Source organism: Burkholderia sp. AW33-5 (assembly GCF_053427615.1).
The window spans coordinates 617,235-641,642 of record NZ_JBSAXA010000002.1 but is presented as its reverse complement, the minus strand read 5'-3'; the positions used below and the strand labels follow the sequence as shown (position 1 = coordinate 641,642).

Annotated in this window: 22 protein-coding genes and 2 riboswitches; of the genes, 14 read left to right on the top strand and 8 right to left on the bottom strand. The window is 69.5% G+C overall.

All coding sequences use genetic code 11. The features are described 5' to 3' along the window. Positions 1-30 precede the first annotated feature (30 nt). From ACV22V_RS06445 to ACV22V_RS06430, 4 genes are all read left to right on the top strand, one after another. Positions 31-1,407: a lysine N(6)-hydroxylase/L-ornithine N(5)-oxygenase family protein gene (locus ACV22V_RS06445; protein WP_448013286.1), complete on the top strand. Its 1,377-nt coding sequence runs from the start codon at positions 31-33 to the stop codon at positions 1,405-1,407. Positions 1,408-1,453: 46 nt separating this feature from the next. Beyond that, positions 1,454-3,706, top strand: a complete 2,253-nt coding sequence (locus ACV22V_RS06440) for a TonB-dependent siderophore receptor (RefSeq protein ID WP_448013285.1) — start codon at positions 1,454-1,456, stop codon at positions 3,704-3,706. A gap of 86 nt (positions 3,707-3,792) precedes the next feature. Further along, on the top strand, positions 3,793-4,632 hold the full coding sequence (locus ACV22V_RS06435) for a formyltransferase family protein (protein WP_448013284.1): 840 nt from the start codon (positions 3,793-3,795) through the stop codon (positions 4,630-4,632). After that, the gene (locus ACV22V_RS06430; protein ID WP_448013283.1) at positions 4,632-5,651 is read left to right on the top strand and encodes a GNAT family N-acetyltransferase; all 1,020 of its coding nucleotides are present in this window, start codon (positions 4,632-4,634) and stop codon (positions 5,649-5,651) included. The genes ACV22V_RS06435 and ACV22V_RS06430 overlap by 1 nt, the downstream gene beginning before the upstream one ends. 45 nt (positions 5,652-5,696) lie before the next feature. Here the strand turns inward: ACV22V_RS06430 and ACV22V_RS06425 are convergent, their stop codons facing one another. After that, complete coding sequence (locus ACV22V_RS06425; protein WP_448013282.1) at positions 5,697-6,602, bottom strand: nucleotidyl transferase AbiEii/AbiGii toxin family protein; 906 nt, start codon at positions 6,600-6,602, stop codon at positions 5,697-5,699. Beyond that, complete coding sequence (locus ACV22V_RS06420) at positions 6,571-7,638, bottom strand: type IV toxin-antitoxin system AbiEi family antitoxin (RefSeq protein WP_448013281.1); 1,068 nt, start codon at positions 7,636-7,638, stop codon at positions 6,571-6,573. Before ACV22V_RS06420 ends, ACV22V_RS06425 begins: the two co-directional genes overlap by 32 nt. Before the next feature lie 367 nt (positions 7,639-8,005). Between ACV22V_RS06420 and ACV22V_RS06415 the strand changes: the two genes are divergently transcribed. Both ACV22V_RS06415 and bamE read left to right on the top strand, forming a co-directional pair. Further along, positions 8,006-9,169 carry a M20 aminoacylase family protein gene (locus ACV22V_RS06415; protein ID WP_059818211.1) on the top strand — a complete coding sequence of 388 codons (1,164 nt, stop codon included), beginning with the start codon at positions 8,006-8,008 and terminating at the stop codon, positions 9,167-9,169. A 171-nt stretch (positions 9,170-9,340) separates the two neighbouring features. After that, entirely contained in the window at positions 9,341-9,880 is a 540-nt protein-coding gene (gene bamE / locus ACV22V_RS06410) for an outer membrane protein assembly factor BamE domain-containing protein (protein WP_059701505.1), read from the top strand. Positions 9,881-9,904: 24 nt separating this feature from the next. Here the strand turns inward: bamE and ACV22V_RS06405 are convergent, their stop codons facing one another. From ACV22V_RS06405 to cobA, 4 genes are read right to left on the bottom strand one after another with little or no spacing between them, the layout of a single operon-like run. Beyond that, a complete protein-coding gene (locus tag ACV22V_RS06405; protein ID WP_448013280.1) occupies positions 9,905-11,209 on the bottom strand; it encodes a cobyrinate a,c-diamide synthase in 1,305 nt (434 codons plus the stop codon). Positions 11,210-11,212: 3 nt separating this feature from the next. Continuing rightward, positions 11,213-11,815: a cob(I)yrinic acid a,c-diamide adenosyltransferase gene (gene cobO / locus ACV22V_RS06400; protein ID WP_448013279.1), complete on the bottom strand. Its 603-nt coding sequence runs from the start codon at positions 11,813-11,815 to the stop codon at positions 11,213-11,215. A gap of 34 nt (positions 11,816-11,849) precedes the next feature. After that, positions 11,850-12,227 (bottom strand): cobalamin biosynthesis protein, encoded by a 378-nt coding sequence (locus ACV22V_RS06395; protein WP_059691724.1) that lies wholly within the window; start codon positions 12,225-12,227, stop codon positions 11,850-11,852. Continuing rightward, the gene (cobA, locus tag ACV22V_RS06390) at positions 12,224-12,973 is read right to left on the bottom strand and encodes a uroporphyrinogen-III C-methyltransferase (protein ID WP_448013278.1); all 750 of its coding nucleotides are present in this window, start codon (positions 12,971-12,973) and stop codon (positions 12,224-12,226) included. Before cobA ends, ACV22V_RS06395 begins: the two co-directional genes overlap by 4 nt. A gap of 170 nt (positions 12,974-13,143) precedes the next feature. Further along, positions 13,144-13,380: riboswitch (cobalamin riboswitch) on the bottom strand. 124 nt (positions 13,381-13,504) lie between these two features. After that, positions 13,505-13,767: riboswitch (cobalamin riboswitch) on the top strand. 185 nt (positions 13,768-13,952) lie between these two features. On the opposite strand from cobA, the gene ACV22V_RS06385 reads away from it, so the two are divergent. The 8 genes from ACV22V_RS06385 to ACV22V_RS06350 all read left to right on the top strand — a co-directional run bounded on the left by ACV22V_RS06385 (position 13,953) and on the right by ACV22V_RS06350 (position 23,303). Beyond that, complete coding sequence (locus tag ACV22V_RS06385) at positions 13,953-15,011, top strand: HoxN/HupN/NixA family nickel/cobalt transporter (protein WP_059524389.1); 1,059 nt, start codon at positions 13,953-13,955, stop codon at positions 15,009-15,011. Between the two features lie 25 nt (positions 15,012-15,036). Next, complete coding sequence (gene cobW, locus ACV22V_RS06380; RefSeq protein ID WP_448013277.1) at positions 15,037-16,125, top strand: cobalamin biosynthesis protein CobW; 1,089 nt, start codon at positions 15,037-15,039, stop codon at positions 16,123-16,125. A gap of 6 nt (positions 16,126-16,131) precedes the next feature. Continuing rightward, positions 16,132-19,947, top strand: coding sequence for a cobaltochelatase subunit CobN (cobN, locus tag ACV22V_RS06375; RefSeq protein WP_448013276.1), 3,816 nt, complete (start codon positions 16,132-16,134; stop codon positions 19,945-19,947). Next, positions 19,944-21,041, top strand: a complete 1,098-nt coding sequence (locus tag ACV22V_RS06370; protein ID WP_448013275.1) for an ATP-binding protein — start codon at positions 19,944-19,946, stop codon at positions 21,039-21,041. The genes cobN and ACV22V_RS06370 overlap by 4 nt, the downstream gene beginning before the upstream one ends. 68 nt (positions 21,042-21,109) lie before the next feature. Beyond that, entirely contained in the window at positions 21,110-21,718 is a 609-nt protein-coding gene (locus tag ACV22V_RS06365) for a vWA domain-containing protein (RefSeq protein ID WP_448013274.1), read from the top strand. A 76-nt stretch (positions 21,719-21,794) separates the two neighbouring features. Further along, entirely contained in the window at positions 21,795-22,247 is a 453-nt protein-coding gene (locus ACV22V_RS06360; protein WP_059524379.1) for a YaiI/YqxD family protein, read from the top strand. 120 nt (positions 22,248-22,367) lie between these two features. After that, positions 22,368-22,940 carry a DUF1993 domain-containing protein gene (locus ACV22V_RS06355; protein WP_448013273.1) on the top strand — a complete coding sequence of 191 codons (573 nt, stop codon included), beginning with the start codon at positions 22,368-22,370 and terminating at the stop codon, positions 22,938-22,940. Positions 22,941-22,976: 36 nt separating this feature from the next. Beyond that, complete coding sequence (locus ACV22V_RS06350) at positions 22,977-23,303, top strand: low molecular weight protein tyrosine phosphatase family protein (RefSeq protein ID WP_059524375.1); 327 nt, start codon at positions 22,977-22,979, stop codon at positions 23,301-23,303. Between the two features lie 15 nt (positions 23,304-23,318). On the opposite strand, the gene ACV22V_RS06345 is transcribed toward ACV22V_RS06350, so the two are convergent. Next, positions 23,319-23,753: an NUDIX hydrolase gene (locus tag ACV22V_RS06345; RefSeq protein WP_175910955.1), complete on the bottom strand. Its 435-nt coding sequence runs from the start codon at positions 23,751-23,753 to the stop codon at positions 23,319-23,321. Between the two features lie 169 nt (positions 23,754-23,922). Further along, positions 23,923-24,168 (bottom strand): hypothetical protein, encoded by a 246-nt coding sequence (locus ACV22V_RS06340; protein ID WP_448013272.1) that lies wholly within the window; start codon positions 24,166-24,168, stop codon positions 23,923-23,925. Positions 24,169-24,408 lie beyond the last annotated feature (240 nt).

The following is a 24,408-nucleotide window of genomic DNA, read 5'->3' as shown; positions in this document are numbered from 1 at the left end:
CCGGATTCACCGACAAGGGAGCTGAGAGACATGCAGAGAGAAACCGTATTCGACCTGATCGGCGTCGGCTTCGGGCCGTCGAACCTGGCGCTGGCCGTGCGCCTCGCGGAACGCAACGGCGCGCGTCCGTTCGCGCATTGCTTCGTCGAACGCCAGCCGGAATTCGGCTGGCATCGCGGCATGCTGCTCGACGACTGCCGGATGCAGATCTCGTTTCTGAAGGATCTCGTCACGATGCGCGATCCGAAAAGCCGCTACACGTTCATCAACTACCTGTTCGAACGCGGCCGGCTGAACGAATTCGTCAACCTGAAGAACTTCTATCCGACCCGCGTCGAATTCCACGACTACCTGAGCTGGGTCGCCGACGCCTTCGACGAGCACGTCCATTACAGCGAAACCGTCACGGCGATCGAGCCCGTGCGCGGCGACGGCGCGCGGATCGACGCGCTGCGCGTGCTGTCGCGCGACGCGGCCGGCCGCGAGCGCCAGCGCGTGACGCGTGCGCTGTCGGTCGGCGTCGGCGGCACGCCGGCGGTGCCGGACGCGTTCGCCGCGCTCGGCCGCGATCGCGTGATCCATTCGTCGTCGTACCTGACCGATATCGACCGGCTGGTCGCCGCGCCGGACGGCGAGCGCCGCCGCGTCGCGGTGATCGGCGCGGGGCAGAGCGCGGCCGAGGTGTTCATCGATCTCGCGCGCCGTTTCCCGCACGTCGACGCGAGCCTCGTGATGCGCGCGGGCGCATTGAAACCGGCCGACGACAGCCCGTTCGTCAACGAGATCTTCAGCCCCGAATTCACCGACGTCGTCTACGCGCAGCCGCACGACGCGCGCCGCGCGCTGCTCGAGCGCTATCGCGACACCAACTACGCGGTGGTCGATCGGCCGCTGATCGAGCAGATCTACGAAATGCTGTACCTGCAGCGCATCGACGGCACGCCGCGCCACGCGCTGCTCGCGAACAGCGCGATCGAGGCCGCGGTGCGCGCCGGCGACGGCCGCATCGAGCTGACGCTGCGCGACCGGATGAACGGCGCGACGCGCGTCGAACGGTTCGACGCGCTCGTGCTCGCGACCGGCTACCGGCGCGACACGCATTCGGCGCTGCTCGAAGGGCTCGCGCCGCATCTGGGCGATGCGCTCACGCGCGGCGACGTCACGCGCGACTACCTGCTCGCGACGCCCGCGCACTTCGCGCCGCGCATCTATCTGCAAGGCTGCTGCGAAGACAGCCACGGCCTGTCCGACACGCTGCTGTCGGTCCTGGCGCGCCGCGCGGACGAGATCTGCGCGTCGCTCGAGGAAGGGATCGCGCCCGCCCATGACGATGGCGCGGCCCGGGCACTGCATGAACAACGACATCAAGACGGGGCGAGCGCGGGCCGCATGGCTTTCGCTCATTGACAAAGGCGCGGTCGGAGACCGCATCAAGAAAGTGGAGCAGAGAAAGATGGAGTGGGCAACAGGCACGCGTGTGCGTGCGATCGCAGCCGCGGCGAGCGTGGCGTTCGGGATGGCGGCAGGGCACGCATATGCCCAGACGGCGCCGGCCGTGAACGCAGGCGCCGCGGCGTCGGGCGGCAATGCGCAGAACGGTGCGGCGGTCGGCGCATCGGCCGGCGCGCAGAACGGCTCGACATCCGGCACGCTGCCGGCGATCAACGTCAACGCGGGCTCGGAAGGCGACGGCACGGTCGGGCTCGTCGCGAAGCGCAGCAGGACCGGCACCAAGACCGATACCGCGCTGAACGAGATTCCGCAGACGATCAACGTCGTCACCGCGCAGCAGATCGAGATGACCGGCGCGACCGACGTGAACGCGGCGCTGCGCTACGTGCCGGGCTTCTCGTCGTACGGCTCGGACAACCGCTCCGACTGGTACGCGGCGCTGCGCGGCTTCACGCCGACCGCGTACGTGAACGGCCTGCAGGTGCCGAACACGCTGAACCTGTCGAGCTGGCGCGTCGATCCGTACATGATCGACAGCATCACCGTGCTGCGCGGGCCGACGTCGGTGCTGTACGGTGCCGGCGACCCGGGCGCGATCATCGACGTGCAGACCAAGACGGCCGACGGCGAGCGCGTGCGCGAAGCCGGCGTGCAGTTCGGCAACTACGCGCGCAAGCAGTTCATGATCGACGTCGGCGACAAGCTCGACGCGGACGGCAAGTACGCGTACCGGTTCGTCGGCGTCGCCCGCGACGGCAACGCGCTGACCGGCCCGAACAACGACCAGCGCGTCGCGCTCGCACCGTCGTTCCGCTGGCGCCCGGACGCGGATACGTCGCTGACGCTGTCCGCCACGTACCTGCAGGACTGGGGCGACATCTCGTCGAACTTCCTGCCGGCGCAAGGCACGGTGCTGCCGAACCCGAACGGGCAGCTCGACAAGGACGTCTACGGCGGCGACCCGGATTTCAACTATTACCGCAAGAAGCAGTGGTCGCTCGGCTACCAGTTCGAGCGGAACCTGAATCCGATGTGGACGTTCCGCCAGAACGTGCGCTGGATGCACCTGTCGCTCGACAACGGCTCGGTGTTCGGCGCGGGCTTCGCCGACGGCAGCCTGACCGACATCAACCGCTGGGCCGGCGTGTTCCAGACGAACTACAGCCGCTTCGACATCGACAACAACCTGCAGGGCCGCTTCGGCACGGGGCCGCTCGAGCACACGCTGCTGCTCGGCTTCCAGTACAACCGGCAGACCGCGACCGACAGCGAATGGCTGGCCGCCGCGTCGACGCTGAACATCTACAACCCGGTCTATACGCCGGTGACGCTGTCCGTGTTCTCGCCGCCGAACACCACGTATCGCACCAACACGTACACGACGATGAACACGTTCGGGCTGTACGTGCAGGACCAGGTCAAGTGGAACCGCTGGACGCTGACGCTCGGCGGCCGCGAGGACTGGGTCAACCAGCGGATGGACGACCGCGCGGGCGGCACGCAGTCGAAGGCCGACGTCACGGCGTTCACCGGCCGCGTGGGCCTCACGTACCAGGGCGACTACGGGCTGTCGCCGTACGTCAGCTACGCGACGTCGTTCAACCCGCTGATCGGCGTGAACCTGTATGGCGGCGGGCTGCCGCAGCCGACGCGCGGCAAGCAGATCGAGGCCGGCCTGCGCTGGCAGCCGCCCGGCAAGAACCTGATGCTGAGCGCGGCGATCTACCAGATCAACCAGACCAACGTGCTCACGTCGACGCCGCTCAATCTCGATCCGTCCGGCACGACCTCGGTCCAGACCGGTGAAGTGCGTTCGCGCGGGATCGAGCTGAACGCGACCGGCAAGCTCACGCGGAACCTGTCGCTGATCGCGTCCTACGTCTACCAGGACGTGAAGAACGTGAAGGCCAACGACGCGTCGCTGAACAACTGGCCGGTCGACATTCCGCGGCCGCGCCAGATGGCGTCGCTGTGGGCGGACTGGACGTGGCACACGGGGCCGCTCACGGGCTTCGGCCTGGGCGGCGGCGTGCGCTACCAGAGTGCGTCGGCCGGTGCGGCGGACAACTCGCTGACGGTATCGAGCTACACGCTGTTCGACGCGGGCGTGCATTACGACACGCGCAACTGGCGCTTTGCCGTGAACGGGACGAACCTGTTCAACCGCCACTACATCAGCGGTTGCCAGTCGACGAGCGTCTGCGTTTTCGGGACCGACCGCACGGTGATCGCCACCGCGAAATACAACTGGTGACGCCGCGCGCCGTGGCGCGCCGGCCGGCCTTCGGGCCGGCGCGGGCGGGCCGCGGCGCCGTCGTCCGCTTTTTCCACGACGCCTCCATGCCGAAGAAAAATCTCGTCTACATCCAGTCGCTGCGCAACGGCGCGGCCGATCGCGCCGGCCAGCCGGTCGCTTACCAGGGCGGCACGCGCTACATGAAGGCGCCGCTCGAATTCCTCGTCGAGCGTCTGAACGACTCGCCGCTCGGCGAACGCTATGCGCTCCAAGGCGTGATCGTCGACGACGACGAAGGCTCGCCGGCCGATCGCGCGAAGGTCGCCGACTACGGCTTCGCACGCACGCCCGGCCGACCATGGATCCTGCCCGACGGGCTGACCGTGCAGGGCAGGCCGGTCGACGAACTGTTCTGCACGATTGCGTCGACGTACCGCCGGCTGCCGCGCGATGCGCGCGAGCGCGTGACGGGCAAGCAGGCGTTCGAGCGCCGCCTGCTCGAACGCCTGCTCGAACTCGACGCCGACGTGGTCGTGCTCGACGGGCTGCTCGTGATCCTCGACGAGCTCGTGCGTCCCGGCGTGCGCTTTCATCGCCGCATCGCGAACATCCACCCCGGCATCACGGCCGACGATTCGCCGTACCAGCGGCGCGGCGCATGGGCGACGCTCGACGCGCTGCACGGCGCGCGCGGCGAACGGGTCGACTGGGCGAGCGGCACGACCTCGCGCGTCGAACCCGTGACGATGACGGGCGCATCGTTTCACTACGTCGACAACGGCATCGATTCCGGTGAAGTGATCTGCGACGTGCTCGACACGCCGATCGCGCCGGACGACACGATTCTCGAACTGCGCTGGAACAACTTCCAGCGCAGCCTGTTTCCGGCGCTCGAGCGGGGGCTGCACATCCTCGCCGATCGCCACGACGCGGGAGCACTGTGATGGAAGACACGCTGACGAAACCGGCCGACAAGGAAGCGGACGCCGTCGAAGGCGAGGTGGCCGCGGCGCTCGACGGCGCTGCGCACGGGCAGGAGCCGCCCGCCGCCGAGCGCACGCTCGACGCGTGGCGGCCCGACGATGCGCCGGCCGCGCTGCTGGCGGAGTTCGTCGCGCTGTTCAATACGGACACGCGGCACGATGCGGCGACGGTGTCGGTGCCGCACGGCGGCGCCGATCCGGAGGCTATCGCGTCGTACGTCGCGCGCGCGGTGCGCGACGGCGTGATCGACGACGCACGGATCGTGGGCGACCGCTTGCGCCTCACCGCATCGCGCGCGACGTTCTGGCAGAACCCGCGGCCGTGGCTGAAGGCGCCCGCATCGGGCGGGATGCCGCTGCGCTACACGCTCACGAACGGCCATCGGCATCCGGTGCGGCCGCCGTCGCCGGCCGGCGAGATCTATGCGCGCTACATGCCGCAGGTCGGGATGACGTTCAGCCTGCGCACCGTCGACATCGATGCGCATGCGCAGTTGTTCAGCGACTGGATGAACCTCGATCGCGTCGCGCATTTCTGGGATCAGCGCGGCACGCTCGACGAGCACGCCGCCTATCTCGCGGAGCGGCTCGCCGATCCGCACATGCATCCGATGATCGGCTATTTCGACGATACGCCGTTCGGCTATTTCGAGTTCTACTGGGCGAAGGAGGACCGCCTCGCACCGTTCTACGACGCGCATGACTTCGATCGCGGGCTGCATCTGCTGATCGGCGACTCGCGCTTCCAGAGCGCGGGCAAGCTGCATGCGTGGTGGAGCGGGGTGCTGCACTACATGTTCGTCGACGAACCGCGCACGCAGCGGCTCGTCGGCGAGCCGCGCGTCGATCACGTGCGGCATATCGCGTACATGCACCGGCTCGGGTTCTACACGCTGAAGGAGTTCGACTTCCCGCACAAGCGCGCGGCGCTCACCGTGATGGAGCGCGATACATTCTTCGACACGTTCCGGTTGCCGTGACGAAGCATGCGGAACGCGTGACGGCGTTTGTCGCGCGGCCGCACGTCACGTCCGGGGAACGGGCGAATCGATGAGAAAAGCGTCGCGGAACGCGTCGAGATACCGGTCGGCGTCATCGTTGAATTCGCCCGGCAGCAGCGCGAACGCGCGGGCCTGCAGATCCTGCCGGAGCGTCGCGTAGATCGCCGCGTCGGATAACAGCGCGCGGATCGCATCGCGCGTGTGCGGCGAAGCAATCCGCCTTGCGTCGCGCGCCAGCAGCGCGGCCGCGGCCAGCTCGGGCTGGAAACCGTGCTGCTCGAGCAGGTCGGGCGCGACGTCCCAGATGCGCTCGCGATTACCCGCGTCGTGAAAATGCGTGAGCAGGAACAGCAGGTCGTACGCGTCGCTGTTCTGGCGTGCGCGCCGGTCCTTCCACGCGAGCAACTTCAACAGCGTCAGGGCCGGCAGGCTGGCCACCGGCACCGCGATGTCGGCCGCGATCGACACGACCAGCGCCGTATCGACCGCTTCCTGGAAGCCCAGCACGTTCAGCACGAAATCGCCGCCCGGTGGCCATGCGATTTCGCCGGGGGGGGCCTCGAGCGGCCCGAACGGCACGAGATCGAGCTCCGTGCGAAAGCCTTGCGTGCCGCTGTCGAACAGCAGTTTCTGCTGATGCTTCGGCGCGCGTGCGAATTGCTCCGTCGCGACGAGCGCATCGACGAGCCGTTCGTGAAACGGCCAGCTCACCGCGCACACGGCGACGTCGACGTCCCGCGTCGCGCGCACCGGCCGGATGCCGTGGACATGCCACATCAGGATGTCGCGCGCGGTTGCGCCGGCGACGACGAATGCCGCGTCGAGCTGCGCGCAAGCCGTACGGACCGCCTGCAGCAACGCGACCGCCGCCGGTTCGAGCGGCCGGCGCGCGTCGACTTCAAGCGGGCGGGTGGGCGAGGTATCGGTCATGGATGTGTTCGGCGGCGGCAAGATTGCGGCTGTCTCCGGACGAGACGAGATCCGCGTAGATCAGCAGCGGCGGCACGAGCGGCACGTCCTGCTCGCGCCAGTCGAGCGCCGGCGACGGTGGCCAGAATGCTTCGAGCAGCTCGACGTCGCCGCGCTCGTCCGGGCGCAGGCGCGCCTGGAGCAGCAGGCGGTTCGACACCGCGCCGTGCGTATAGACGGTGACCGCGGCCGGCTTCAGGTCGTGCGTCAGCAGGTCGGCCGCGGGTTCGCCGCCGAGCCGCGCGTCGAATGCCGCGAAATCGAAACCGCGCCACCAGTCGGGCGCGAGCGCGGCAAACCGCCGGCTCGGCAATTTCGCGCGCAGGCGGCTCGGGTACAGCGCGACCCATTCCTGCACGAAGCGCGACCAGTCGGTAAACGCGCGCGCGCCGTTGCGCCGCTGCGCGATGAGGCCGCGTGCGATCAGATCGTCCATCGCGAGATTGACCGTGCCGAGCGCGACGCCCGACGCGGCGGCGATCGCGCGGAGCGGTTGCGTGACGAGGCTCGGCTGTGTCGCGAGCGCGAACATCACGGCGAGCCCCTTGGGCGTCGTCGCGCGCGATGCCTGCCGGCGTGGCGTGCGTGCAGGTTTCGGCCGGCCGGAGATCATCACGGTCGCCTCCGGCTGGATCAGGCATGCGTTGCCGGCGGTATCGATGAACGGGATGTCGTGCTCGATCAGGCGGGCGGCCAGGTCGGCCGAAAAGTACGGCGCGACCAGCATCAGCGGCCGCTCGGCGGACGTGAGAGGCGCGCGGCGGCGTAACGCGGCGAGCGCGCCGTGCAGCGATTCGACGCCGACGCTCACCGCCACCGGCATCTCGAATGTTTGCCCGGCAATGCCGAAGCGGATCATCGCGTCGGCATGCGCGTTGTATGCAGCCGGCACGCGCACGGGCCGGGCGTCGAAGCGCCGGGTCGCGCGTCCGAACGCGGCACAGGCTTCGTCGAGCACGTGCTGTTCCGAGATCGGCAGGGTGGCGTTCTTGGGCATCGGGGTGGATCGCCTGTTCACTTTTTCACGAGCGTACACAAAAAATGTACGGCCGTCAAAAAATGAACAAAGATGCTCAACCAGTTGATGTGACGGAATTATTCCGGAATGACGAACGGCAACCAACACGCCCTCCCACCTGAAAAATCGAGACGGAACACGCAGTGTCGCGAATCCCGACCGCAGGCGGCAGTCGCCCGAATGGCCGGTTTCCTTCCGCCGTACGATCCGTCGCGCATTCGTCGCGCGCCACGACGATCGACAGGCAACTCCTGGTTGCCGCCGTGACGACTTTCTGTCTGTCCGGTTGCTGCTCAACCGACTATCCTTGCCTGCACCTTCCCCACGGAACCCAGGAGACGACACCGTGACGCACAGCGTGATCCCCGCAGGCCTCGCCGACGAAATGATCGAGATCCGGCACCGCATTCATGCCCACCCCGAGCTGGGTTTCGAGGAATTCGCGACGAGCGACCTCGTCGCCGGGCAGTTGCAGGCGTGGGGCTATACGGTGCATCGCGGGCTCGGCGGCACGGGCGTCGTCGCGCAGCTGAAGGTCGGCAACGGCACGCAGCGGCTCGGTTTGCGCGCCGACATGGACGCGCTGCCGATCCACGAATCGACCGGCCTGCCGTACCAGAGCACGATCCCCGGCAAGATGCACGCGTGCGGCCACGACGGCCACACGGCGATGCTGCTCGCGGCCGCGAAGCACCTGGCGCGCGAGCGCCGCTTTTCCGGCACGCTGAACCTGATTTTCCAGCCGGCCGAGGAAGGGCTCGGCGGCGCGAAGAAAATGCTCGACGACGGGCTGTTCGAGCAGTTTCCGTGCGACGCGATCTTCGCGATGCACAACATGCCGGGCTTCCCGACGGGCAAGTTCGGCTTCCTGCCGGGGCCGTTCATGGCGTCGTCGGATACCGTGATCGTCGACGTGCAGGGGCGCGGCGGCCACGGCGCGGTGCCGCACAGGGCGATCGACCCGGTCGTCGTGTGCGCGCAGATCGTCGTTGCGCTGCAGACGATCGTGTCGCGCAACGTGTCGCCGCTCGACATGGCGATCGTCACGGTGGGCGCGATCCATGCGGGCGAGGCGCCGAACGTGATTCCCGACCGCGCGCAGATGCGCCTGTCCGTGCGCGCGCTGAAGCCGGAAGTGCGCGACCTGCTCGAGACGCGCATCAAGGAAGTCGTTCATGCGCAGGCTGCGGTGTTCGGCGCGACCGCGACGATCGACTACCAGCGCCGCTACCCGGTGCTCGTCAACGACGCGCAGATGACCGCGTTCGCACGCGGCGTCGCGCGCGAGTGGGTCGGCGAGGCGAACCTGATCGACGGAATGGTGCCGCTCACCGGCAGCGAGGATTTCGCGTTCCTGCTCGAGAAGCGGCCGGGCTGCTACCTGATCATCGGCAACGGCGACGGGGAGGGCGGCTGCATGGTGCACAACCCCGGTTACGACTTCAACGACGCCGCGCTGCCGACCGGCGCATCGTACTGGGTCAAGCTGGCCGAGACGTTCCTGGTGTGACGCCGCGGCGCATCGACGCGGGCGCCGCCGTCCGGCACCGCGCCAGCACGGCCGTGAAACCGGGCGCGCGGGATGCGCGCGAATTTGACGCTCCTTGACATCGACGTGACGGGCCGCGTGCTACGCTGCGCGCGACGCCAGATCGGCTCGATGAATACAGGTGTGGATGACATGCGAAAACAGTTTTTGACCGTGCTGACGGCCTGCGCGGTCGGCGTTCTGGCGGCCGGTTGCGACGACCAGAAGGTGGCTGACGCGGTGAATGCGATCAAGCCCGATCCGATGGCGTTCGGCAATCTGCAGCCGGGCGTCTCGACGACCGAGGACGTGCTGCGCCAGGCCGGCAAGCCCGAGATGGTGAGGCAGGGCGAGGACGGCTCGCAGCGCTTCGAGTATCCGCGCGGCCCGTACGGCACGAGCACGTACATGCTCGATTTCGGGCCGGACGGCCGGCTCGTGTCGATCACGCAGGCCCTGACGGCGGCAAACATCGCGAAGGTCGTGCCGGGGATGTCGAAGGACGACGTACGGCAACTGCTCGGCAAGCCGACCGAGGTCGCGCAATACGCGTTGAGCCATGAAGAAGTGTGGAGCTGGCACTGGGCCGAGGGCGGCGTATCGGGCGACGCGATGTTCAACGCGCATTTCTCGCCCGACGGCACCGTGATCCGGACTTCACGCTCGGAAGCGCCGGGCCGCGAAAAGCACTGACATCGCGACCTTCCACGGTTTGCGTCAGAATGCCGTGCCGCCGAACAGCGCGGCCGCCATTTCCGGATTCGACGGCCAGTACATGTGCATGTACGTCGCGACGATCGGGCCTGAGCGATAAACGGCTTCGCCGCTGCCGGGCGCGCCGTCGGGCCGCGCAGCGATCGCCACCGGCGCCAGCGGCGTATCGAGCCGCGAATAATGAAACGTATGACCGCGCATCGGCCCGGTGCGCGGGTCCAGCTGCTGCATCCCGAGCGCCGCGAACCGGCGCTGCATCGTCGCATGGCCCGCCAGCAGCCCGAGCATCGGCGTCGTCGCGCCGTCCACGTCGGTCAGCGATTCGCACAGATACACCATCCCCCCGCATTCCGCGACGATCGGCCGCCCGGCCGCCGCGTGCGCGCGAATCGTCCGCGCGGTCACGGCATTCGCCGCAAGCGTCGCCGCATGCAGTTCCGGATAGCCGCCCGGGAGGAACAGCGCATCGCAATCGGCGGGCACGGGTTCGTCGGCCAGCGGCGAAAAGAACCGAAGCTGCGCGCCGAGCGCATCGAGCAGCGCCAGATTCGCCGGATAAATGAACGAGAACGCCGCATCGCGCGCGATCGCGATCCGCGTGCCGGCGAGCGCACGCGGCAGCGGGGCGCGGACGTCCGGCGCCGCGAACGAAACGGCGGGCGGCAATTCGGCGAGCGCCGTCTGCGCGAGCACGTCGGCCGCGCGCTCGAGCCGCGCATCGAGGTCGTCGATGTCGGCCGGCTGGTGCAGGCCGAGATGCCGCTCCGGCAGCGCGATGCCCGCATCGGCCGGCACGTGGCCGAGCCAGCGCAAGTCGTCGGGTAACGCCTGCCGCAGCAGTTCCGCGTGCCGCGGCGACCCGACGCGGTTCGCCAGCACGCCGTGAAACGGCACCTCGGGGCGGAACCGCGCGAGCCCGAACGCGATCGCCGCGAACGTCTGCGCCATCGACTTCGCGGCAATCACCGCGACGACCGGCACGCCGAACGCGACCGCGAGATCGGCGCTGCTCGGCGTGCCGTCGAACAATCCCATCACGCCTTCGATCAGGATCAGGTCCGCGTCGCGTGCGGCATCGGCGAGCAGCGCACGGCAGCCGGCTTCCCCGACCATGCCGAGGTCGAGCGCATGCACGGGGGCGCCGCTCGCGCGTTCGAGCAACATCGGATCGAGAAAATCCGGCCCGGTCTTGAACACGCGCACGCGCCGGCCGAGCCGCCGGTGCAGCCGCGCGAGGCCGGCCGTCACCGACGTCTTGCCCTGGTCGGACGCGGGCGCGCTGACGAACAGCGCGGGGCAGGCCGGCATCGCTCAGAACTCCACGCCGGGCTGCGCCTTCACGCCTTGCTCCTTGTACGGATGCTTGACGAGCCGCATTTCGGTGACGAGGTCGGCCGCATCGATCAGTGCATCGGGCGCATGCCGGCCGGTGACGACGACGTGCACCGAATCCGGCCGCCCGACGAGCGTCGCGAGCACTTCGTCGAGCGGCAGATATTCGTACTTCAGCACGGTGTTCAGCTCGTCGAGGATCACCATCCGGTACTCGTCGCTTTCGATCATCCGGCGCGCCTCGTCCCAGCCCTTGCGCGCGGTCGCGATGTCGGCGTCGCGATTCTGCGTGTTCCACGTATAGCCGTCGCCCATCGTCACGAAGTCGCATTGCGCGACCGCGCCGAGGAAGTCGCGCTCGGACGTGTGCAGCGCGCCCTTGATGAACTGCACGACGCCGAGCCGCATGCCGTGGCCGAGCACGCGCACGGCCATGCCGAACGCGGCCGTGCTCTTGCCCTTGCCGTTGCCGGTGTTGACGATCAGCAGGCCCTTTTCCTGGGTGGCGGCGGCCTGCTTTTTTTCATGGCCGGCGCGGCGGCGTTCGGTCATCCGCTGATGGGATTCGGCATCGGTCTTCATCGGGAATCGTCCTGTCGAAAGCGAAACAAAGGGTTCAGAGCGGGCCGGCGAGCGCGACCGTCACGCCGCCCAGGATGGATTTGGGGCCGAGCAGCCGGCCCCGCGGCGCCGCGAGCCGCGCGCACGGTTCGGCCACGCCCGCGACGCCGAAACGTGCGAGCGCGGCCGCCGACGGGCCGCTCAATGGCGGTTCGGGGCACTGCGCGAGCTGCGCCGCGTCGAACGCGACGAGCGGCCAGCCGCGGCGTGCGCACAGCATGCGCAGCGGCCGGGCGCGCGCCTTGTCGGCGAGCGTCGCGACGACGGCCGGCTCGGCATCGGGGTAGTGCTTCAGCGCCGCGCGGATCGCGGCATCGAGTTGCGCGGCCGTCACGTCCGCGCGAAACCCGACGCCGAGCGCGACGCGCATCATGCGCGGCCGCCGAGCGCCGCGCGCACGGCCGGATCGTCGGCAAGCGCCGCGACGCGGCCGATCACGACGATCGCGGGCGAACCGATACCGGTCGCGCCCACGCGTTCGACGACGGTGTCGAGCGTCGCGAGCACGTGCCGCTGTCCGTCGCGCGTCGCGTTCTCGATCGCCGCGCACGGCATGCCGCCGGGCACGCCGCCGTCGCGCAGCGCGGCCACGATCGCGTCGAGCCGGCGTATGCCCATGTAGATCACGATCGTCATGCGCGTCGCGGCCAGCGCGCGCCAGTCGGGCTCGTCGGCACCCGCGCCGTGGCCCGTGACGAAGATCACGCCCTGCGCGTCGCCGCGATGCGTGACCGGAATGCCGAGCGCGGCCGGAGCCGCGATACCGGCCGTGATGCCGTTCACGACCTCGACCGGGAAACCGGCCTCGCCGAGCGCGAGCAGCTCCTCGCCGCCGCGGCCGAACACGAACGGATCGCCGCCCTTGAGCCGCGCGACGCTGCGGCCCGCGCGCAGGTGCGCGAGCATCGCGGCGACGATCGCCTCCTGCGGCGTCGACGCATGGCCGCCGCGCTTGCCGACGTGCTCGATGCGCGCGTCGGCGCGCGCATGGCGCAATACGTCGGGGTTCACGAGGTCGTCGACGAGCAGCACGTCGGCCGTGGCGATCGCGCGCACGGCCTTCAGCGTCAGCAGATCGGCGTCGCCGGGGCCGGCGCCGACGAGCCAGGCGCGGCTCATCGGACGCGGCACGGCGCACACCGTGTCGTGGCAGTGGAAAGGGGACGGCGAGCGGCACATCGGCGGCCGGCGGACAGGCAAGGCATGATGGATCGGGCGAAGCCCGCGCGAACGCGGGCGGGAAGCGCACCCCATCCGTCCCCCGCGGATCGGGCGTTCGGCGAGCAGCGGGCTCGCCCCTTGCGTCGGCCGGTATCCGGGCTGGCCGCTTGCCAGGCCGCAGCCTTCCCGCCCGCTGAAGGGCAGTGGCATCGCGGGCGGCCTGGGCGCGTGCGGGGGGAACCGCGGCGCGCGGGCGGCGTACCGTTGCGGGGACAGCACAGGCCGGGCGGACTTCCGCCTCCTGTTTCCCGTTTAACTGCGTGCGCGGAATGCGCATGCGAGCACCGAACGCGGCGCATACGATAGCACAGCGGTCGGCCCGCGCGAACCCGCTCCGCGGGCGCCGCGAGCGCCCCCGGCACGATGCCGCGGCCGGGCCGAACGCACCGCGGCGGCCCGTTCCGCCTTGACGCTCCCCGCACCGCCGCCTACACTCGCACGCGTTTTGGTGCTCGCGCGCGCTCCTCCGGCGCGCGCAGTTAAACGGGAAACAGGGAGCCTGGCTGCACCGCGGTCGAGCCAACCTGTGCTGCCCCCGCAACGGTAAGCGAACGCATCGCGCTTAGCGCGATGCAGCGCCGCTTCGCCGCATGCCTGCCGCATGCGGACGACCGCCACTGGATGCCGCGCATCCGGGAAGGCGAAGCGGCGTGTTCGTCAGCCCGGATACCGGCCAGAACGTGGGGTTCAGCGCCGCGGGGAGGCGGCGCATCGTCCACGGCCGCAGCACGCCCGACGCCCGAACGCTGCCCGCTTCCTTTGCCGACCCGTCAGCCGCAGCGCGCGCGGGCCGGGGCGAAGAACGATCGGCGGCGCGGGCGGGGCCGACGACGGCCGTGTTGGCATTCATCATGTCGACCGTTCGCAAAGGAGCATCATGCTCGACTCGTTCTTCCGCCTGTTCAACGACAGCTCATCCGGGCTGCGCGGCAAAATCGTCGCGATCTATTCATTGCTCGTCGCCTTCAACGTCGGCGCGTGGATCTGGGCCTTCGTCGCGTTTCGCGACCAGCCCGTGCTGCTGGGCACCGCGCTGCTCGCCTACGTGTTCGGGTTGCGCCACGCGGTCGACGCCGACCATATCGCCGCGATCGACAACGTCACGCGCAAGCTGATGCAGGAGGGCCGCAGCCCGCTCGGCGCGGGCCTGTTCTTCTCGCTCGGCCATTCGACGGTGGTGATCGTGATGTCGGTCGCGGTCGCGCTGACCGCGGCGTCGCTCGCGCGTTTCGAGAGCATGAAGACCTGGGGCGGCGTGATCAGCACGAGCGTGTCGGCGTTCTTCCTGCTGGTGCTCGCGGCCGCCAACCTGCTGATCCTGATCTCCGTCTACCGGACGTTTCGCGCGGCCCGCCGCGGCGAGGCGATCGTCGACGCCGACCTCGACATGCTGATGAACCAGCGCGGCGTGCTGGCCCGCCTGTTCCGGCCGCTGTTCCGCCTCGTGTCGCGCAGCTGGCACCTGTATCCGGTCGGCTTCCTGTTCGGCTTCGGCTTCGACACCGCGACCGAAATCGCGCTGTTCGGCATCTCGGCCACGCAGGTGCAGGGCGGCCTGTCGTTCTGGTCGGTGATGGTGCTGCCGGTGCTGTTCACCGCGGGCATGACGCTCGTCGACACGACCGACGGCATCCTGATGATGGGCGCGTACCGCTGGGCGTACGTGCGGCCGATCCGCAAGATCTACTACAACATGACGATCACGTTCGTGTCGGTGCTGGTCGCCGCGCTGATCGGCGGCATCGAGGTGCTCGCGCTGCTCGCGGATAAACTGTCGCTGCAGGGGCCCGTGTGGAATTTCTCGACGATGGTCGCATCGCATTTCGGGATGCTCGGCTACGTCGTGATCGGCCTGTTCCTCGCGTGCTGGATCGTGTCGGCCGCGATCTACCGCCTCAAACGCTACGACGAGATCGACGTGACGCTCTCGGCCTGACTCTCTTTTCGACACAGGATCCACCATGACCTTACGCAAGCTTCCCGTCACGATTGTCACGGGCTTTCTCGGCAGCGGCAAGACCACGCTGATGCGCCACATCCTGCAGCACGCCGAAGGCCGCCGCATCGCGGTGATCGTCAACGAATTCGGCGAGCTCGGCATCGACGGCGAAATCCTCAAGGGCTGCGGCATCGGCTGCGAGGACGCGGACGGCGGGCAGGGCGAAGCGTCGGGCCAGCTGTACGAACTCGCGAACGGCTGCCTGTGCTGCACCGTGCAGGAGGAGTTCTATCCGGTGATGGAAGCGCTCGTCGAGCGCCGCGCCGACATCGATCACGTGCTGATCGAGACGTCGGGCCTCGCGCTGCCGAAGCCGCTCGTGCAGGCCTTCAACTGGCCGACGATCCGCAACAGCTTCACGGTCGACGCGGTCGTGACCGTCGTCGACGGTCCGGCCGCCGCGAGCGGCCAGTTCGCCGAGAACCCGCAGGCCGTCGACGCGCAGCGCCGCGCCGATCCGAACCTCGACCACGAATCGCCGCTGCACGAACTGTTCGCCGATCAGCTGTCGTCCGCCGATCTCGTGATCGTGAACAAGGCCGACCTCGTCGCCGACGCGCGGTTCGCCGAGGTCGAAGCCGCGATCCGCGAGGAAATCCCGCCGCAGGTGAAGATCGTGCGCGCGACGCGTGGCGAACTGGACGTCGCGATGCTGCTCGGGCTCGAATCGGCGTCGGAGGAAACGATCCACCTGCGGCACGACCATCACGGCTCGGCCGACGACGGCGATCACGACCATCATCACGACGATTTCGATTCGGTGGTGGTGGCGGGCGATGCGGGCACGCGCGAGGCGACGATCGCCGCGCTGCAGCGTGTCGTCGAGACGCACACGATCTACCGCGCGAAAGGCTTCGCCGCGCTGCCCGATGCGCCGATGCGGCTCGTGATCCAGGGCGTCGGCCGCCGCTTCGACAGCTACTTCGACCGTCGCTGGCAGGACGGCGAAACGCGGGCGAGCCGCTTCGTGCTGATCGGCGAGGATCTCGACGCGGCCGCGCTGCAGCGCGCGTTCGACGCCGCGTGCGCGGCCGACCTGCAACAGGCGTAACGCGCGATGCATCTGCTGCGCACCACGCCGGGCGGCTTCGTCGACGATACGCAGGGCGTCGTCCGGATCGACCAGCAGCCGGCCGACATCGTGATCCTCAGCTCGGCCGACACGACGCTGTCGCTGCTGGCCAGCGTCGTGCCGAAACTTCCCGCCGGCTTTCCGAGCGTGCGGCTCGCGAACGTGACGTTCCTGCGTCAGCCGGCGTCGGTCGATTTCTATGTCGACGACGTGCTGCGTCATGCGAAGACGGTCGTGATCGATCATCTGGGCGGCGAAGCATACTGGCCGTACGGGATCGAGCAGGCCGTGTCGCTCGCGTCGAAACGCAAGCAGCAGCTCGCGATGTTCTCGGGCGACCTGCAGGAAGACCCGAACCTCGTCGCGAAGAGCACGGTCGCGCCCGACCTGTGCCGGATGTGGTGGCGCTATCTGCGCGAAGGCGGCATGCACAACGCCGAAGCGTTGCTGCGCAGCATCGCGTTCCATACGCTCGGTTTCGGCGACGAACCCGAGCTGCCGCGCCCGCTGCCGGCCGCCGCGCTGTATCACCCGGCGCGCGACCCGGCGAGCGTCGACGACTGGCGTGCGCGCTGGACGCCCGGCGCGCCCGTCGTCGCGATCCTGTTCTATCGCGCGCACTGGCAGGCCGCGAACACCTCCGTGTTCGACGCGCTGGCCGATGCGCTCGTGCGCGAGGGGCTCAATCCGCTGCCGATCGCGGTCACGTCATTGAAGGATGCGGTGAGCCGCGAGGTCATCACGCAGCTGTGCGACACGCACGGCGTCGCGCTCGTGCTGAACACCACCGCCTTCGCGGCCGGTGCGATCGACAGCCCCGAGCCCGACGTGCTCGCCGGCGATGCGCCGGTGCTGCAGGTGATCCTGTCCGGCGGCAACCGCGACGCGTGGGTGGCCGACAACCAGGGGCTGCATGCGCGCGACATCGCGATGCACATCGCGTTGCCCGAGGTCGACGGGCGCATCGTCACGCGCGCGGTGAGCTTCAAGGGGCTGGCGTATCGTTGTCCGCACACCGAAGTCGACGTCGTGCGCTACCAGCCGGACGCCGAACGTGTCGCGTTCGTCGCGGCGCTCGCGCGCGGCTGGTGCCGGCTGCGCACGCTCGACAACGCCGACAAGCGAATCGCGCTGATCCTCGCGAACTATCCGCAAAGCGAAGGGCGGATCGGCAACGGCGTCGGGCTCGACACGCCGGCGTCCGCACTGCGCGTGCTGGCGGCGCTGCGCGATGCGGGCTATGCCGTGGCCGACCTGCCTGCCGATGGCGACGCGCTGATCGCGCGACTCACCGAAGGCGTGACCAACGACCCGGCCGTGCGCGCCATGCGCCCCGCGTTCCAGAGCTTCGCGCTGGCCGATTACGTCGCGCATTTCGCGCGGCTGCCGGCCGCGGTGCGCGACGCGCTGAACGCGCGCTGGGGCCCGCCCGAAGCGGACCCGACGCTGCGGCAGGGGCGCTTCACGATCGCCGGCTGGCGCGCGGGCAACGTGTTCGTCGGCATCCAGCCGTCGCGCTCGCGCGGCGAGAATGACTATGCGAGCTACCACGATGCGGATCTCGTGCCGCCGCACGCGTATCTCGCGTTCTATTTCTGGCTGCGCGATGCGTTCGGCATCGACGCGGTCATCCACCTCGGCAAGCACGGCAACCTCGAATGGCTGCCGGGCAAGAGCGTCGCGCTGTCCGACGCGTGCTGGCCCGACCTGACGCTCGGGCCGCTGCCGCATCTGTATCCGTTCATCGTCAACGATCCGGGCGAGGGCAGCCAGGCGAAGCGCCGCGCGCAGGCGGTGATCGTCGATCACCTGATGCCGCCGCTCACGCGCGCGGAAAACTACGGCCCGCTGCAGGATCTCGAACGGCAGGTCGACGAATACTACGAAGCGCTGATGGTCGATGCGCGGCGCGCGAAGCTGCTGCGCAAGACGATTCTCGCGACGATCGCCGAACACCGTCTGCACGACGAACTGAGCGTGTCGCCGCCGCGCGATGCGGGCGACGAGGATGCGCTGCTGACGCGCGTCGACGCATGGCTCTGCGAACTGAAGGAAGCGCAGATTCGCGACGGGCTGCACGTGTTCGGCGTGTCGCCCGCCGACCGTCAGCGACGCGACACGCTGCTCGCGCTCGCGCGTTTTCCGGTCGGCGACGGCAAGGGCGAACGCGCGGGGCTGATCGGCGCGCTCGCGCGCGATCTCGCGCTCGGCGACGATTTCGATCCGCTCGCGGCCGACTGGGCCGCGCCGTGGACGGGCCCGCGGCCGGCCGTTCTGCAAGCGCTCGACGCATCGCCGTGGCGCCATGCCGGCGACACGCGCGAGCGGCTCGAACGGCTCGCGCAGCATTGGCTCGATGGGCTGTGCGCGGCCGTTTCCGGCGAGACCGGCGCCGATGCCGCCCCCACGCCGCCCGGCGACTGGCCGAGCACGCTCGCCGTGCTCGAGCGCGTGCGCTCGACGCTGCTGCCCGCCCTCGACGCGTGCGGCGGCGAGGAACTGCGCCAGTTGCTGCGCGGCCTCGACGGCCGCTTCGTGCCGCCGGGGCCGAGCGGCTCGCCGTCGCGCGGCCGGCCCGACGTGCTGCCGACGGGCCGCAATTTCTATTCGGTCGATACGCGCGCGGTGCCGACGCAGGCCGCGTGGTCGCTCGGGCTGAAGTCCGCGCAGCAGCTGATCGAACGCCATCTGCAGGACCACGGCGACTATCCGCGCGCGATCGGCCTGTCGGTCTGGGGGACGGCCACGATGCGCACCGGCGGCGACGACGTCGCGCAGGCGTTCGCGCTCCTCGGCGTGCGGCCGAAATGGGCGCACGGCAGCCATCGCGTGACCGACTTCGAGATCCTGCCGATCGAGATCTTCGACCGGCCGCGCATCGACGTGACGCTGCGCGTGTCGGGCTTCTTCCGCGACGCGTTCCCGAACCTGATGCACCTGTTCGACGCGGCCGTGCAGGCCGTTGCCGCGCTCGACGAGCCCGAGGCACTGAACCCGATCCGCGCGCGCGTCGAGCGCGAACGCGCGAAATGGATCGAGCAGGGCGTGGCACCGGACGAAGCGCGGCGGCGTGCCGGCTGGCGCGTGTTCGGCGCGCGGCCGGGCAGCTACGGCGCGGGCCTGCAGGACCTGATCGACCAGCGCCGCTGGCAGACCGATGCCGATCTCGCCGATGCATACCGCCAGTGGGGCGGCCATGCATACGCGCAGAACAGCGCCGGCGACGCCGCGCCGGACGTGTTCGGCGAACGGCTCGCGACGATCGACGTCGTCGTGCAGAACCAGGACAGCCGCGAACACGACATCCTCGATTCGAACGACTACTACCAGTTCCAGGGCGGGATGACGGCGGCCGTGCGGCACCTGTCCGGGCGGCAGCCGAGCATCTACCACGGCGACCATGCGAACCCGGTGGCGCCGAAGATGCGCACGCTGCGCGAGGAAATCGCGCGCGTGATCCGTTCGCGCGTCGTCAATCCGAAATGGCTCGACGGCGTGAAGCGCCACGGCTACAAGGGCGCGGCCGAAATGGCCGCGACCGTCGATTACCTGTACGGCTATGACGCGACCGCGCGCGTGCTGTCGGACCACCAGTACGCGCTCGTCGCCGACGCGTACCTGTTCGACGACGACACGCGCGCGTTCCTCGAACGCCACAACCCGAAGGCGCTGCACGGCATCTGCGAACGCTTCGTCGAAGCGATGCAGCGCGGGCTGTGGCAGGAGCCGGGCGATTATCGCGAGCGGATCGAAGCGGTCTGGCTCGACAGCGAACAATGTCTGGAAGGAGGACGGCGATGACCGATTCGACGACGCATCGCGCCCGCGCGGTATTTCCGTTCGCGGCGCTGGTCGCGCAGCAACCGCTGCAGCAGGCGCTGCTGCTCGCGGCGATCGACCCGTCGCTCGGCGGCGTGCTCGTCAGCGGGCCGCGCGGCACCGCGAAATCGACCGCCGCACGCGCGCTCGCCGAACTGCTGCCCGAAGGGGCATTCGTCACGCTGCCGCTGTCGGCGAGCGACGAACAGGTCACGGGCACGCTCGATCTCGCCCATGCGCTCGCCGAAAACGGCGTGCGCTTCCGGCCGGGCCTGCTCGCGCGCGCGCATCGCGGCGTGCTGTACGTCGACGAGGTGAACCTGCTCGCCGACGGGCTCGTCGATACGCTGCTCGACGTCGCCGCGAGCGGCGTGAACGTGGTCGAGCGCGATGGCGTGTCGCATGCGCACGACGCGCGCTTCGTGCTGGTCGGCACGATGAATCCCGAAGAAGGCGAACTGCGCCCGCAACTGCTCGACCGCTTCGGGTTGATGGTCGAACTCGAGAACTGCTTCGACGCCGCGCAGCGCGAGCAGATCGTGAAGGCGCGTCTCGCGTTCGATCTCGACCCGGACGCGTTTCGCGCACGTCACGCGGCCGCGCAGCGCGAACTCGGCGACCGGATCCGCGCGGCGCGGGCACGGTTGCCGGTGCTGGATTTCGGCGACGCGGTTCATGCGCGCGTCAGCGCGCTGTGCATCGATGCGGCCGTCGACGGCCTGCGCGCCGACCTCGTGATGCTGCGCGCCGCGCGCGCGCTCGCGGCGCTGGAGCAGGCCGACGCGGTGACGGTGTCGCACGTCGAACGCGTGGCCGACGCGGTGCTGCGGCATCGGCGCCATGCGGGTACGCCGCCGTCGTCGGGCGCGACGCAGTCGCATGCGGAGGGCGGCGGCGACCGCGACGATCGCGATGACCGTCCGTCGCCGGACACGCGCCGGCAGCCCGGCCATCCATCGGGCGCGGCACGAAACGACGCAACCGCGTCGCAAGGCGACTGGGGCTACCTGCCGCCCGAGCCGGCTGGACTGCGTGACGTGAAGAGCGTGGTGCCGCTGCCGCTAAAAAAACGCTGAGCCATCGAGCCGACGCCGCCGCGAATACCGTTCGCGGTCCTCGATGGCAACCAGGCGCTGCCGCGCGCGTGCCGGGTACGGTGCGTGCCGGCACGGCCGTTGCATGGCCGGCGACGCTCGCCGCGAAGCGCGGCGGCCCGCTGCACGCCGACCATCTGCGTTTCCGCAAGCGGGCCGGCACATCGCGCGCGCTCCATTGCTTCGTGCTCGACTGTTCGGCGTCGATGCTGGCGCACGATCGGCTCGCGCTCGCGAAAGGCCTGATCGTCGCGTACTTCGATCAGGCCGCGCGCGACCGCGTGGAAACGGCGCTGATCTGCTTCGGCGGCGACGGCGCCGCGCGGCGCTTCGGCCCGGCCGTGCCGCGCTGGTGGAATGCGCGCTGGCTCGAACCGGTCGACGGCGGCGGCGGCACGCCGCTTGCCGACGGCATCGCGGCCGCCGCGCAATTGCTCGCGGGCGCCGCGCGGCGTACGCCGGACGAACAGCGCTGGCTGTGGGTGCTGTCCGACGGCCGCACGCGCGAAACGCCGCCGAGACCGGCGGCCGCCGATCACGTCGTGTTCGTCGACTTCGACGATGCGGCCGTGCGAATCGGGCAGGGCAGGCGGCTCGCCGATGCCTGGGGCGCGCAATGGATGACGGCCGCGTCGCTGTGCGCCGGGCCTGCCGGCTGATCGCGTGGGCAGCCGTGCGCGGCGACGCGCCGGCGCTGCGCTATGATCGCCGTTTCTACCCACCGGAATGCCTGCCATGCAAGTACTCGTCGATGCCGACGCGTGTCCCGCCGTCATCAAGGACATGCTGTTTCGCGCCGCGCGTCGTGCCGAGATCTGCGTGACGCTGGTCGCGAACCAGTTCCTGCGCACGCCGCCGTCGCCGTTCATCAAGGCGCTGCAGGTGCCGGCCGGCTTCGACGTGGCCGATGCGCGGATCGTCGAACTCGCGGAAGCCGGCGATCTCGTGATCACGGCCGACATCCCGCTGGCCGCTGCCGTCCTCGACAAGGGCGCGCATGCGCTCGACCCGCGCGGCAACTGGTTCAGCCGCGAGAACATCGAGGAACGGCTGTCGACTCGCGCGATGATGGAGCAGCTGCGCAGCGCGGGCATCGATACGGGCGGCCCGGCCCCGTTCAGCGTACGCGACGGCAAGGCGTTCGCGTCGCAATTCGATCGGTTCCTGGCACGCCACGGCAAACCGTGACATACCGGGCGCCGGTCGTGCGATACGTCACCGGTTTCGCGTCGAAACGTCGGCTACGGCAGAATACGGATTCGCGCCGACATTGATATCGTGGCGCGAACGCCTCATCGGAGAGCATGGATGTCACCGACCCAACTTCTCGTTCCGACCTTCACCCAGATGCTGCGCGCGCAATCCGCGTGGCTCGACAAGGCCGCCGCGCATCGGCAGGCCGAGGGCAACGCGCCCGATGCGTTGCTGACGCTCAAGCTGGCGCCCGACATGTATCCGCTCGCCGCCCAGGTGCGGTTTTCCTGTTTCCAGGCGATGGAGCCGGTCTACCGTCTGCGCGGCGAACCGCTGCCGGACGCGCTGCTGGCGTTGCGGGAAGCCGGCTGGCATGCCGACGCGCAGCCCGGCACGCTGAGCGATGCGCAAGGGATCGTCGCCGGCACGATCGCATTCCTCGGCGAACTCGCGCCGGACGCACTCGACGGCGGCGCCGCGCTGCCGATCGCGCTCGAACTGCCGAACGGCACCGCGTTCGACATGACGGGCGAACAGTACGCGCGCGACTGGGCGCTGCCGCAGTTCTACTTTCACGCGATCGCCGCGTACGCGATCCTGCGCCATCACGGCGTCGAGCTCGGCAAGGCCGACTACGTGCCGCACATGCTGGCCTACGTGCGGCCCGGCACGATTCCGCAGGGTTGACCGGTCGAGCGGACCATCCGGCCACCGCGCACCGGCATGACACGGGCCCTGTTCATCTGCAGCCGCAACCGGCTGCGCAGCCCGACGGCCGAGGCGGTGTTCGCCGCGTGGCCGGGAGTCGAAACCGACTCCGCGGGCCTCGCGCCCGACGCGCAGACGCGCTTATCCGCCGAGCAACTCGAATGGGCCGAGATCGTGTTCGTGATGGAGCGGGCGCACAAGGCGAAGCTGTCCGCCCGATTCGGCATCCGGCTGAAGCACAAGAAGATCGTCTGCCTCGACATTCCCGACCGCTACGCATACATGCAGCCCGAACTGGTTGCGCTGCTCGAACGCAAGGCCGGTCCGTTGCTGCGCGGGTGAGCCGCGCGGGCCGGTTCAGCGCGAGCGGAACGGCCCGTCCGCGTGCGCGTGCGCGGGAAAGCGGTCGAGGTGCAGCAGTTCGATGATCTTGCGGGTCGGCACGCTTGCGCGCAGCGTCTCGAGCCGTTCGACGTCGAACCACTTGCAGCGCGCGATCTCGTTGCTCGCGCGCGGCGTCAGATGTTTCGGCACGTCGGCCACGAACACGTGATGAAGTTTCGTGAGGCCGCCGAACTGCACCGCATAGTCGAGCGCGAGCCCCTCCAGCCGCGTTTCCTCCGCCAACTCGCGCTGCGCGGCCTCGAGCGGCGTCTCGCCGCGCCGGATCGTGCCGCCCGGCAGCGACCAGCGCGCCGCGGTACGGGCGACCAGCAGCACGCTGCTGCGCTGGCGGCACACGATCGTGGCGCGTTCCTTGATGCTCGCGACGGTATCCGGCCCGGTATTCATGTTCGGCAAAAACAGGTGCTGAATCGTGGAGGGAAATGGTCGTCGACCGGCGTTGCCGGCCTGTCGCCCGATCGTCGGGCACGACGGCATGCACGCCGCCGCGCCGATCATACCGGGCGTTCGTGACAGTTCCGTGCGTTGTCGCGCGCATCGCGCATCGCGCATCGCGTCACGCGTGCGTGTAGAACCCCGTGCGCGCGGGTTTCCCGGACCGCCCGTGGCGCCGCTTGTGGATGGCGCGCCGGTGCTGATGCGGTGGCGGGTTCACGTGCGGTCGCGTGGGCGCGGGCCGTGTCGTCGGCGCGGCGGCCCGCGGCTGTGATTGTCCTTCGCCAAACTGGTAAGTCTGGGTTTGCGCGCGGGCGACGCCCAGCGTCGACGCCAGCACGATGGCCGCGAGCAGCATGTGTTTCATGAAAGGTCCGCCTGTCTTCAGTGAGCACTCTCCGCCAGCTTAGCGAACCGCGGCCCGGCGCCGCAACCGGCCGGCGTTCGGTGTCGTCCCCAGTTGCGGGCGACCGCGTTCTCCGCCCGGCTGCCGGGGCATGCCCGGCTTGACAACGAAATTCCCGAGTGTGAATATAAATTCACGCACACGAATTATCATTCGGGTCCGGGAAAGCGTGTCGCCGCCTGTCGGCACGACGGAACCGGC